Source organism: Indiicoccus explosivorum, assembly GCF_002167005.1.
GTDB lineage: Bacteria > Bacillota > Bacilli > Bacillales_A > Planococcaceae > Indiicoccus > Indiicoccus explosivorum.
In genome coordinates this window covers 26,937-39,192 of sequence record NZ_NHTN01000048.1, presented here as the reverse complement: position 1 = coordinate 39,192, position 12,256 = coordinate 26,937, and the positions used below count along the sequence as shown (strand labels likewise).

Genomic DNA, 12,256 nt, shown 5'->3' with positions numbered 1-12,256 from the left:
TACCCAAAAGCAGCTCTTATCCATTAAATTTATTCATGACTTCCAAATAAGGTTTTTCAAGCCAGTACTCGCACGCTTCCGCTGCACGCTCCACCGCTTTTGCTACATCCGGCTTTTCTTCCGGCCGGAACCCCGACAGCACGTAATCCGGGACTCTCATGCCGGCTGGCGGCCGGCTGACGCCGATCCGGATCCGGTTGAACTGCTGTGTCCCTAAATGCTCAATGAGGGAACGGATCCCGTTATGACCGCCTGCGCTCCCTTTCTGCCGGAGCCTCAGCTGTCCGGACGGCAAATCCAGGTCATCATAAATGACGGTCAGTTCGTCTGTATCGATATCGAAATAATCCATCAGCGGGCGCACCGACTGCCCAGATAAATTCATGTAAGTCAGCGGTTTCAGCAAAATCGCTTTACCCTCCGGACGATGGACTGTCGCGTAAACGCCGTTGAATTTCGACTGGACAAGCGGGGTGTCCCATTTTTCCGCCAGCCGGTCGATGACTTCAAAGCCGATGTTGTGGCGGGTGCCTGCGTATCTGGCTCCCGGGTTTCCAAGCCCCACAATCAATTTCATCTATTTCACCTCACTCATTCACGAAAAAAGGGAGACTGCCTGCGGACAGTCCCCAATAGCTTTTCCGGAAAATCACTCCTGATTTTCGGTTTCTTCGCCCTCAGCCTCAGTCTCTCCTTGTCCGTCAGCTGTTTCTTCAGAATCCGCGTCCGCAGCTTCCGGTTCTTCGCCTTCTTCAGCTTCCGGTTCTTCTTCCTCTTCCACACGCGGCGCCAGGACGTTGGCGAGGACGTAATTGTCTTCAGTCACAATTTCATATGGCACTTTATCACGGATATCCCCGACTGTCAGCGAATCACCGATGTCAAGATCGGTCACATCCACTTCGATCGCATCCGGGATATCCGACGGCTTCACGTTCAGTGTCACTTCATGGTTCGGCTGGTTTATGATACCGCCTTCCGAGACACCCTTCGCCTCACCGGTCAAGTGGACCGGTGCATCCACTTCGAGGTCTTCGGTCATGTTGATCGCCAAAAAGTCCACGTGTTTGAAGCTGCCTTTCAGTGCATCCATCTGGTAATCATTCAACACGACGTTCGTCTGTTTCCCATCCACTTCAAGGGAAATGACGCCGTTGCGTCCTGTTTCCCGAAGGGTCTTTATCAATTCGACTTCTTCAACCGAAACAGGGACTGTCTCTGTCTGATATCCGTAAACGACTCCAGGCACGAATCCTTTCTGCCGGAGTTCAGTCAATGCCGAATGCGGCACATCACTTTGGCGTTTCTTTGCATTCATTACTGTAGCCATGTCTATTCCCTCCTGAGTTTATCTGCGTGGTAAACCTTTACCCGCAGTCAGGAAATCAAAACCTTTCAGCTTAATCAAACAGTGAACTTACCGACTTCTGTTCATAGACGCGGGCGATGGTTTCCGCAAGAAGTGAAGCGACGGAAAGCTGTTTGATTTTCGGCGAACGCTTTTCATCCGGCAAGTCGATCGAATTCGTCACAACCAATTCTTTGATCGGTGAATCATCGATCCGCTGAATCGCAGGACCGGACAGCACCGGGTGCGTACAGCAGGCATATACATCTTTTGCCCCGCTTTTGATAAGAGCCTCTGCAGCGATGGTGATGGTTCCTGCCGTATCAATGATGTCATCGATCAGAATGGCTGTCTTTCCTTCTACATTCCCGACAATGTTCATCACTTCAGCTACGTTCGGCCGCGGACGGCGTTTATCGATGATGGCGATCGGCGCTTTCAGCCGGTCTGCCATTTTACGCGCCCGCGTCACTCCGCCATGATCAGGGGAAACAATGATGACGTCATCCAGTGAAATGACACTTTGTTTTTTAAAGTACTCAGACAGCAGCGGAACGGCTACAAGATGATCGATCAGAATATCAAAGAAACCTTGGATTTGCGGAGCATGCAAGTCGAGAACGATTACGCGGTCCGCTCCCGCTGTCTCCAGCAGGTTCGCAACGAGCTTGGCTGTAATCGGTTCACGGGAACGCGCTTTCCGGTCTTGCCGGGCGTAGCCATAATACGGGATAACGACATTGACCGTGCGTGCGGAAGCCCGCTTCACCGCATCAATCATAATCAGAAGTTCCATCAGGTTCTCATTGACCGGTTTGGATGTCGACTGCACGATGAAGACATCATGTCCCCGGATGCTCTCTTCAATGTTAATCTGGATTTCACCGTCACTGAAGCGGGTGACAGAGCACTTGCCAAGAGGCAGACCGACTTTCTCGGCAATTTCCGCAGCGAGCGGCTCATTCGAATTGAGCGAGAAAATTTTCAATTTCGTACTTGCATTAAACGCATAACCCATTGGGCGGTTTCCTCCTATTTTTTCAGGTTTAGTTTTTGGACGTAACCTTCTTTATTTTCCTGCCGCGCCCTGGCAATTGCAAGGGCATCTTCAGGCACGTCTTTTGAAATGGTCGAACCGGCCGCTACATAGGAGCCTTTTCCAATCGATACCGGCGCAATGAGGTTGGAATTACAGCCGATGAATGAATCATCGCCGATTTGTGTTACATGTTTTTCTTTGCCGTCGTAATTGACCGTGATTGTTCCGCAGCCGATGTTCACGTTCGTCCCGATCTCTGTATCACCGATGTAGCTGAGGTGTGAAACTTTGCTTCCTTGGCCGAGTGCCGATTTTTTCACTTCGACAAAATTGCCGATTTTCACGGAATCCCCCAGCTGCGAATCCGGCCGGATATGCGCATACGGGCCGACAGCCGTGTCCGAGCCGATCGTGCTGCTTGTGACGACTGAAGAATGGACGGTTGTCCTATCGCCGATCTGGCTGTTTTTAATATGACTGCTCGGGCCGATTTCGCAATCATCGCCGATTTTGGATGTCCCTTCAATGATGACATTCGGCTGGATGACTGTGTCCCTGCCGATCTCCGTTTCCGAACTGATGTAGACGGAAGCCGGATCCACGATGGATACACCGTTCCGCATATGCTTTTCAGCAATGCGTCCGCGCATGATCCGTTCAGCTTCGGCCAGCGCGACCCGATCATTGACACCGAGCGTCTCGCTGAAGTCGTCGGTCGCATAAGCCGCCACAGTCTCTCCCTGTTTTTGAAGAATTTCGATGACGTCCGGCAAGTAGTACTCTCCTTGCGCATTATCATTCGAGACTTGCTTGAGCGCTTTAAAAAGGGCCTCGTTATCAAAACAGTAAGTGCCTGTGTTAATCTCCTTTACGAGCCGTTCTTTCGGGGATGCATCTTTCTGCTCCACGATCTTCGATACATTGTCTTCCGCATCCCGAATGATCCGTCCATATCCTGAAGGATTTTCCGCCATAGCGGTCAGGATCGTCGCTTTCGCCTTTTCATCCTGGTGATGTTCGATCAGCTGCTGCATCGTCTCATGGCGGATCAGCGGCGTATCCCCGCACACAACAAGCGTGATGCCGGGCAGCCCTTCAATCAGCGAAGCTGCCTGCTGCACAGCATGCGCCGTCCCGAGCTGTTCTTCCTGCATCACGTACTCGCTTTCCGATCCAAGCTGCTCTTGTACCTTTTCCGCTCCGTGCCCGACCACTGTCACGATTTTGTCTGCTCCGAGTTCACTGATATTGCGCACGACGTGTTCAACCATCGGCGTACCGCATACCGGATGGAGAACTTTGTATAATTTGGATTTCATCCTCGTCCCTTGGCCTGCAGCCAGAACTACTGCGTATGTACGGGTCATTTCTCAGCCTCCGATATCTCGTTAGATTCTTTCTTAAGAGTAGCCGAAAAAGGCCTGTTTTTCAAGGTTTGCGGCTGTTCAGCTGCCTGCACAAAAAAAAGAGCCTCTGCAGAACAGGAGACTCTAGGCGTCTATTCTTATAGTACTGCTTCCTTTACAAGCTGCGGTGCTTCGCTCTGTTCATACTCCGTGAGCACAGCGTTCTGCACTTTGCTCCGGGCTCCGGGATTGATCGGATGGGCAATATCGCGGAATTCCCCGTCCGGAGAGCGTTTGCTCGGCATCGCCACGAACAGCCCTGAATTCCCTTCAATCACCCGGATGTCATGAATGACAAATTCCCCATCCAGTGTGATGGAAGCGACGGCTTTCATTCTTCCTTCAGTTTCGACCCGGCGCAGCCGTACATCAGTGACTTCCATTCTCTCACCACCTCTCATCGATTAAGCCATAAAAGACTTTCTCTATAACTTAATGGTTCGACAGAGAATCGGAAGTTCCTTCTAAATAAAACTGTTTTTTCAAAAATTATTCACTGGCTGCAGTTGTAAGGGCAATTACTTCGATTTCCACTTTAGCGTCTTTCGGCAGACGCGCAACTTCGACTGTCGATCTCGCCGGTTTATGGTCCCCGAAATAGGACGCATAAATTTCATTCAGCTGCGCAAAATCATCCATGTCCTTTACAAACACTGTCGCCTTTATGACCCGGTCGAGGGAGGAACCGGCTTCTGCCAACACCGCTTTCAAGTTGGCGAATACTTGGTGGGTCTGCTCGATAATGCCGCCTTCGGCCATTTCCCCTTTGGCGGTCAGCGGAATCTGACCGGAACTGTAGAACACGCCGTTCACAGAAATCCCCTGTGAATACGGGCCGATAGCGGCCGGTGCTTTGTCTGTTGAAACGTACTTCATCTTAAAACTCTCCTTCCATCAAATAATTCCCGGGTTCCAGTTCAATTGTGCGCTGCTGTTCATCCACGCTGCACAGTTTGACAAGGGACAAGTACTTTTCTCTCAGTTGCTTTGCCGCGGCGCCGTCTTCGACAAGCACGGCTACTCCAGCAAGCGCACAACCGAATTCTTCGAGCAAGCTTTTCATCCCGTTCATCGTTCCGCCGACTTTCATGAAGTCATCGGTAATAAGCACCCGCTGTCCGCTTTTCATACTGCGTTTCGACAGAACCATTGTCTGGATCCGCCGTGCAGACCCGGAAACATAATTAATGCTGACAGTCGGCCCTTCCGTCACTTTACTGTCACGGCGGACAACGATGACCGGCACATTGAGATGGCGGGCGATTGCATGGGCAATCGGTATGCCTTTTGTGGCGACAGTCATGACCGCGTCGATCTGATGTCCCGCATAAGCTGTAGCAAACACTTTCCCCACCCGGTTCATCATTTCCGGATTGCCAAGGACATCTGTCATGAACAAATATCCGCCCGGCAGCAGTCTGTCCGAATGACTCAGCTCGGCGATCAAGTCTGCCACAATCCTTTCTGTTTCGGCTTCATGCAGCTTTGGCACGTATTTAACGCCGCCAGCTGCACCGGGGACAGTCACCAGCAGACCGATTCCTTTCGTCTCGAACGTTTCTTTTACAATTCCGAGATCCTCACTGATAGATGATTTTGCCGAAGCGTAAAGTTCAGAAAAATAAGTGAGCGGAATAAGCCTATGCGGATGTTCTAATAAATAGGCTGTCATATCGACAAGGCGTTCACTGCGCTTCCATTTCATGAATCCCTCTCCTAAATACGAATATTCTAATAAAAATTTTACATGAATATACGCCTTTAGGCAAGAGCTTCCCGCTCGCCGATCAGGCGGACTGCATAGACTTCTTCACAGAAGCCACGGAGACCGTTATAGATCCGGGGAATCCGGATCTCTTGCTGAACCAAGCCGAATACCGTAGGACCGCTTCCGCTCATCAATACAGCATCCGCTCCGAATTTTTTCATCTGGTCTTTGATATGAGCGACTTCGGGATGAAGGTCGAGTGTCACACTTTCCAGTGCATTACCGAGAGAGGTACACATTTCTTCATAGTTTCCGGATTCGATCGCACGGATCATTGCCCCAGTATCCGGCCGTCTTGCTTTTTCAGCACTGAAATTACCATATACTTCAGCTGTTGAAACACCTATTGCCGGTTTAGCCAGCACAACCCAGCAGTTCGGCGGAGATGGAAGTTTTTCGATGATTTCTCCCCGTCCTTTTGCCAGCGCTGTCCCGCCGTATACGCAGAATGAAACATCAGAACCGATTTCAGCGCCTAATGAAGCAAGTTCATCTTCAGAAAGCCGGAGATTCCAAAGCTTATTGAGCCCTTTCAGTGTGGCGGCCGCGTCACTGCTTCCCCCGGCAAGCCCGGCAGCCACAGGAATCTGTTTGTCGATGGTAATGGCAACACCTTGTTTAATTCCATATGTATCCTTCATCAACTGTGCAGCCTGAAAGGCTAAATTCCGGGAATCATTCGGGATGAACCGGTCTTCGGAATCAATCCGTATTTCACCCGTTGTTTCCGACAGTCCGATTCTGTCTGCCAGATCGACGGTAGTCATGATCATTTCCACTTCATGGTAGCCATCCGGACGCTTCCGGAGAACATCAAGGGTCAAATTGATTTTCGCCGGCGCTTTAACATACAGCATTCAGTTCTCTCCTTTGCACTTACTCGTGAAATCAGTTTACCACAGCAGGACGCAAAAAAATCACACAATGCCGCCGCGGGCGCTGTGTGATTTTTTGCGATACGGTAAATCGAGTTTCATTTTACAGCGAGCGCGTCTTCCTGCCCGCTGCAGACAGTCACTTCCACTGCCTCTGTAAGTACATCCGTGTAGCTGTAAGACACCCGTTCGAATGCATTTTCGTCTTGATCGAGCTCAACGACAAAAACAGACGGGTAGGTTTCCCGCAAAATACCAGCGCGTTCGATGGTTTTTTTGCGTCCGCCATTCGCCTTCAGTAGAAGCCGTTTCCCTAAATGCAAGTCCAACGATTTTTTAATATCCGCTAACGTTCTTGGCATTTGTCTACACCTCACTATGTCAGAAGTGTAACACAAAAAATTCGATTTGTCAAACAAATTAAATATTTTAGCAACATCTCTTACTTCATGTCAACAGACTTCAATGCTTTTCTTTTACTTTTTGTATAAAATTCTTCACTTTCCTTCAGAAGAAGGGCCAAATTCCTCATACAGGGCATCGGACAGACGGCCGAACTCTTCAATCGTCAGCGTTTCGCCCCGTCTTCCAGGTTCGATACCGGCTTTATGGAGCGCACCGAGGATAGCCTCTTTTTTTTCTTTCCCCTTCGGCAGATGAGCTTGGAGATTGTTCAGTAATGTCTTGCGGCGCTGCGCAAAAGAACTTCTTGCCACTTCGAAGAAAAACTCCTCACTGATTACGTTCACTGGCGGGACTTTTCTCCGGATCATCCGGATTACGGCTGAATCAACGTTCGGCTGAGGCATGAAAACCGACTTAGGCACAGTCATCACCATTTCCGCTTCTGTGTAGTACTGGATGACGATCGAAAGTGAGCCGTATGATTTCGTGCCCGGCTTGGCTGTGATCCGTTCCGCCACTTCTTTTTGCAGCATGACTACCAGCCCCCGGAGAGGCAGATCTTCCAGCAGCAATTTCAATATGATGGGGGTTGTCACGTAATAAGGGAGATTCGCCACTACCATAAGATCACTGTAACCTGAAAGTTCCTTGCGGATCAGTTCCGCTACATCTGCCTTCAGGACATCACTGTGGATAATATTAACATTATCGTATGGTGAGAGTGTATCTTCAAGGACAGGCAGCAGCCGCTGGTCGATTTCAAAAGCCAGCACTTCCCCTGCGGTTCTGGCCAGATGCTCTGTGAGCGCACCGATTCCCGGACCGATCTCGATGGCTGCCGATTTTTTCGTCAAACCGGCATACGCGGTGATGTTCCGGAGAATATTCGGGTCGATCAGGAAGTTCTGCCCCAAGCTTTTTTTAAAAGTCAGGCCGTGTTTTTCCATAATTTCTTTTGTACGGATAGGAGTTGCGATATCTTTAGTCATAACTGTCCTCCTGGTCCAGGATGCGGACCGCTTCTTTAAACTGCTCCTGTGTAATGCCAAACATCTTTAATCTCTTCTGCAGGCCTTTTGCATTCGCATAGCCGATTTTCAGCTGCCTCCCCAGCCGCTCGCGCCTTTGCCGGGACGAGGGATGCAGCATCAGCCGGGATGCAATCAATTCATCCGCAGTGATGTTCCAGCTCTCTGTATCGGCGTCCATCCGCGTATAGACAGCTGAAAGGGCCGCCCGGATATCTGCGTCCGCTGCATGTTCGATACCGATTCCTTTGCCGTCAGCGGCGATCGCTTTCTTTTTATCAAGAAATGCATGTTTTACACCGGGTACACGTTCTTCAATGATGGCCCGTATCCGTTTTCCGGGATAGTCCGGGTCCGTGAATACAATCACTCCCCGCTTTTCTTGCATATGAGCAATCTGCTGCAGTGTCATGTCCGATACAGCAGAGCCGTTCGTCTCGATCGTGTCCGCGCCTGTCGCACGTTTCACGGCTACCGTGTCATCTTTTCCTTCCACAACAATCACTTCTTTTATATCCACATTGATTTCTCCATTCCTGTCGCCGTTGCTTATTTTACATGACGGATGTCGCGGAAGCAAAAAAGCCCTCCGGCTGACCGGCAGGGCTGTGGATTTCGCAATGTTTCAGCGGGAAGCGCTGTAAGTCGGAACAGCAGTACTGTTCATCTCGTTTTTCCTTACTTTTTCAATCCGGATCAAGTCACCGGCATCCACTTTTTCATTCAATGCAGGCGTGACTGTATCATTCGCCGACAGCGAAATATCCGCTTTTTCCAGAATATCCTTTACCCGGCTGCTCGTAGCCCAAGCGGTGATTTTCTTGTCTTCCAGTGTAATGGCGTACTGTTCGGCGTTTGTCCATTCAATTTCCATTCCTTCTGTGACCGGCTGCCCGGCAGAAGGAAATATATAGTCATGCTCGCTGTAACCGACTCCCTGCTCTTTCAGGAAATCACCGACCGTCAGCGCATGGGTACGTACCGTCAGTGTTTCGCCATACGCATAAAATGTGACGGTCTGTTTACTGCTTTCATGGACAAGCAGCGAAATGCATCCTAAAACCAGCAAAAGCAGGAGTCCGCTGAAAATCAATTTGCGTTTATTGTTCACTGCAGCGTGATGCCGGCTGGAAATTGCGGACATACTACCATCCTCCTTACTTTGCGAACAGCTTTCTGCGGTTCACTGGCCGATCCCGAAAAATGCGCGTGCATTCTCCGTAGTCGCTTTTGCGACTTCATCAATCGTCAGCCCTTTTAAACGGGCGATTTCCTCTGCTACCAAAGGCACATAAGAAGGTTCATTACGTTTGCCTCTGTATGGATGCGGAGCTAAGTACGGAGCATCCGTCTCAATGAGCAAGTGCTCGAGGTCAACTTCTGTTGCGACTTCTTTCGGGACTTTGGCATTTTTGAAAGTCACCGGCCCGCCGAGTGAAATCATGAAATTCATGCTGATGCTTTCACGGGCCTCTTCAGGCGTTCCAGCAAAACAATGCATGATGCCCCCGATTTCCGAGGCCTGTTCCTCCTTGAGAATTCGAAGCACGTCTGCCGTCGCTTCCCGATTATGGATGACAATCGGCAGACTGACCCGTTTTGCCAGTGCGATCTGCTTCCGGAACACTTCCTGCTGGATTTCTTTCGGGGATTTATCCCAGTGGTAGTCAAGGCCGGTTTCACCGATTGCGACAACTTTGGGATGGGCGGCAAGCTCTTCAATCCTTTCAAGGTCCTGTTCTGTGCAATCGACCGCATCGACCGGATGCCAGCCGACTACGGCATAAATGAACTCATATTTTTCCGCCAGTTCAAGGGCCCGTCTGATTGTCTTCCGGTCGAACCCCACGACGACCATGGTTTCCACCTGGTGATCAAGCGCCCGCTGTATGACAGCTTCCAAATCTTCTTCGTATTGGTCGGCATTTAAATGCACGTGTGTATCAATAAACATGATCCATTCTCCTAACTCGTTGTTTTTATTATAAGGGAAAAAGCTGTTTCATAATTCACGGGGCGTTTACATTGTGATTACAAATAATGACTGTACGGAAACAGCTCTTTACAAAATCTGTGCCTGGACAAATTGAGCTGGAATTAACGCAAAAGGCACTCCGTCTGATGGCGGAATGCCTTTGCTGCTGTTACTTGATCTGTGTGCCGTTCGGTAAATGGTCGTTTACTGTGATGACATTAAGCGCTTCTTTGCCTTCGCCCGCCAAAATCATGCCTTGAGAAAGTTCACCGCGCAGTTTGACAGGTTTCAGGTTAGTGACGACAACGACTTTTTTGCCGATCAGGTCGTCCGGCTCGTAATGCTCAGCGATTCCGGAGACGACTTGCCGTTCTTCATAGCCGAGATTCACTTGCAGTTTCAGTAACTTTGAAGTCTTCGGAACCGGTTCACACGCTGTAACCGTCGCCACCCGCAAATCCACTTTCGAAAAATCATCGATCGTGATTTCGGATGCTTCAGGAGCTTCAGGCTCCTGTGATTCTGCCGCCGCGGGTTCCTCCGCCTGTACCGGACTTTTCATCTGTTCCCGGATATAAGCGACTTCCGGTTCCATCTCGAGCCGCGGAAAGATCGGTGTGCCTTTCTTTGCAACCGCTGTCCCTTCCGGAATCTGACCGAATGTTCCCAAAGTGTCCCAGTCAAGGCTGTCGGCAGAAAGCCCCAGCTGTTCCGCAATCTTCTTCGGGGCATGCGGCATGAAAGGCTGCAGCATGACGGCTGCAAATCGCAGGCTCTCAGCCAAGTGGGCCATGACAGAGGCCAGTTTATTCCGATCGCTTTCTTCTTTCGCCAGCACCCATGGCTGTGTTTCATCGATGTATTTATTAGTCCGCGAGATGAAAGACCACAGTTCGCTTAAGACGATACTGAACTGCATTTTTTCCATGTGTTTCTCATAAGAAGCGACCGTGGCGCCTGCCATCTGCTGCAGCCCAATGTCGAAGCCGGTCTGTTCACCGGCGACTTGCGGGATTTGTCCGTCGAAGTATTTATTGATCATCGAGACTGTACGGTTCAGTAAGTTCCCCAGATCATTTGCCAAATCGAAATTCGTGCGTTCTACGAATGCTTCCGGCGAGAAGACCCCATCCGATCCGAAAGGAAGCTCCCGGAGAAGGAAGTAGCGTGTTGCGTCAAGGCCATACCGCTCCACGAGTGTTTCCGGATAAATGACGTTGCCTTTCGACTTGGACATTTTGCCGTCCTTCATCATGATGAATCCGTGCGCGAACACTTTCTTGGGAAGCGGCAGATCAAGGGCCATCAGGAAAATCGGCCAGTAAATCGTATGGAACCGCACGATGTCTTTACCGACTACATGCACATCCGCCGGCCAGTACTTATTAAACAGCGAATCGTCTTCAGAACCGTAACCGAGTGCTGTAATGTAGTTCGAGAGAGCATCCACCCAGACGTAAATGACATGTTTCGGGTCCCCGGGCACCGGTATCCCCCAGTCGAACGAAGTACGGGAAACGGAAAGGTCTTCAAGACCCGGTTTGATGAAGTTGTTGACCATCTCATTTTTTCGCGACTCCGGTTCAATGAAAGCCGGATTTTCCTCGTAGTACTTCAGCAGGCGGTCCGCGTATTTTTTCATGTTGAAGAAATAGGATTCTTCCTTCACTTTATGGACAGGCCGTCCGCAGTCCGGACAATGCCCATGCTCGTCAAGCTGACTTTCTGTATAAAAAGATTCACAAGGAGTGCAGTACCAGCCTTCATACTCCCCCTTATAAATGTCTCCGTTATCAAGGAACTTCTGAAAAATCTTTTCGACGGCTTTTTTGTGCCGCTCTTCAGTGGTTTGGATGAAATCATCGTAAGTGATATCCATCGTGGCCCACACTTTTTTCGCTGCTTCAGCAATTTCATCGACATAAGCCTGCGGCTCCATTCCCGCTTCTTCCGCTTTTTCCTGTATCTTCTGACCGTGCTCGTCCATGCCTGTCAGAAAGCGGACATCGAATCCGCGCAGCCGTTTATAACGGGCTATTACATCGGAAGCCACAGTCGTATAAGCGGTGCCGATATGGAATTTTCCGCTCGGATAATAAATCGGTGTAGTTATATAGAACGTTTTTTTCTGCTCGCTCAACCCAATTCCTCCAGTTTGTTCAATCTATCCTTCATTTTAGCGAAGGAAGCCGTTTTTCTCAATATTTCGCGCTCCTGTCAGCCGGTGCAGGAGCGGGAGCAGGCACTGAACGCCAGGAGGTTTGCCCTCTGCTTCCCGATTAACCGGCATCCTTGATGCGGAAGCTGAAAAATCGGAATTCCGTCATTTTTTATTATAAAAAGTATAGTTTTTTATTGACCTAATTCCCATTACTTGGTATGATAACCCACAAGCAAGGATTTTGTCGAATT

The 12,256-nt window shown here is 49.9% G+C and carries 14 protein-coding genes; all 14 read right to left on the bottom strand.

Going from position 1 to position 12,256, the window contains the following annotated elements; translation table 11 throughout:
- Window positions 1-16: 16 nt before the first annotated feature.
- Window positions 17-577 carry an aminoacyl-tRNA hydrolase gene (pth, locus tag CCE92_RS12660; protein WP_088008435.1) on the bottom strand — a complete coding sequence of 187 codons (561 nt, stop codon included), beginning with the start codon at window positions 575-577 and terminating at the stop codon, window positions 17-19.
- 72 nt (window positions 578-649) lie between these two features.
- Entirely contained in the window at window positions 650-1,330 is a 681-nt protein-coding gene (locus CCE92_RS12655) for a 50S ribosomal protein L25/general stress protein Ctc (protein ID WP_088008433.1), read from the bottom strand.
- Window positions 1,331-1,400: 70 nt separating this feature from the next.
- Window positions 1,401-2,366, bottom strand: a complete 966-nt coding sequence (locus CCE92_RS12650; protein ID WP_088008431.1) for a ribose-phosphate diphosphokinase — start codon at window positions 2,364-2,366, stop codon at window positions 1,401-1,403.
- Between the two features lie 14 nt (window positions 2,367-2,380).
- A complete protein-coding gene (gene glmU, locus CCE92_RS12645; RefSeq protein WP_088008429.1) occupies window positions 2,381-3,754 on the bottom strand; it encodes a bifunctional UDP-N-acetylglucosamine diphosphorylase/glucosamine-1-phosphate N-acetyltransferase GlmU in 1,374 nt (457 codons plus the stop codon).
- A gap of 137 nt (window positions 3,755-3,891) precedes the next feature.
- Window positions 3,892-4,176 carry a septation regulator SpoVG gene (gene spoVG / locus CCE92_RS12640; RefSeq protein WP_088008427.1) on the bottom strand — a complete coding sequence of 95 codons (285 nt, stop codon included), beginning with the start codon at window positions 4,174-4,176 and terminating at the stop codon, window positions 3,892-3,894.
- 106 nt (window positions 4,177-4,282) lie between these two features.
- A complete protein-coding gene (locus tag CCE92_RS12635; RefSeq protein WP_088008425.1) occupies window positions 4,283-4,669 on the bottom strand; it encodes a RidA family protein in 387 nt (128 codons plus the stop codon).
- Between the two features lies 1 nt (window position 4,670).
- A complete protein-coding gene (purR, locus tag CCE92_RS12630) occupies window positions 4,671-5,498 on the bottom strand; it encodes a pur operon repressor (RefSeq protein WP_088008423.1) in 828 nt (275 codons plus the stop codon).
- Between the two features lie 56 nt (window positions 5,499-5,554).
- Complete coding sequence (gene ispE, locus CCE92_RS12625) at window positions 5,555-6,418, bottom strand: 4-(cytidine 5'-diphospho)-2-C-methyl-D-erythritol kinase (protein ID WP_088008421.1); 864 nt, start codon at window positions 6,416-6,418, stop codon at window positions 5,555-5,557.
- Window positions 6,419-6,534: 116 nt separating this feature from the next.
- Complete coding sequence (gene veg / locus CCE92_RS12620; protein WP_088008419.1) at window positions 6,535-6,798, bottom strand: biofilm formation stimulator Veg; 264 nt, start codon at window positions 6,796-6,798, stop codon at window positions 6,535-6,537.
- Between the two features lie 135 nt (window positions 6,799-6,933).
- Window positions 6,934-7,830, bottom strand: a complete 897-nt coding sequence (gene rsmA, locus CCE92_RS12615; protein WP_088008417.1) for a 16S rRNA (adenine(1518)-N(6)/adenine(1519)-N(6))-dimethyltransferase RsmA — start codon at window positions 7,828-7,830, stop codon at window positions 6,934-6,936.
- Entirely contained in the window at window positions 7,823-8,389 is a 567-nt protein-coding gene (gene rnmV / locus CCE92_RS12610; protein ID WP_088008415.1) for a ribonuclease M5, read from the bottom strand. The genes rsmA and rnmV overlap by 8 nt, the downstream gene beginning before the upstream one ends.
- A gap of 105 nt (window positions 8,390-8,494) precedes the next feature.
- Entirely contained in the window at window positions 8,495-9,013 is a 519-nt protein-coding gene (locus CCE92_RS12605; RefSeq protein WP_088008413.1) for a ubiquitin-like domain-containing protein, read from the bottom strand.
- Window positions 9,014-9,052: 39 nt separating this feature from the next.
- Window positions 9,053-9,823, bottom strand: a complete 771-nt coding sequence (locus tag CCE92_RS12600; protein WP_088008411.1) for a TatD family hydrolase — start codon at window positions 9,821-9,823, stop codon at window positions 9,053-9,055.
- Between the two features lie 190 nt (window positions 9,824-10,013).
- Window positions 10,014-11,984: a methionine--tRNA ligase gene (metG, locus tag CCE92_RS12595; protein WP_088008409.1), complete on the bottom strand. Its 1,971-nt coding sequence runs from the start codon at window positions 11,982-11,984 to the stop codon at window positions 10,014-10,016.
- Between the last annotated feature and the right edge of the window lie 272 nt (window positions 11,985-12,256).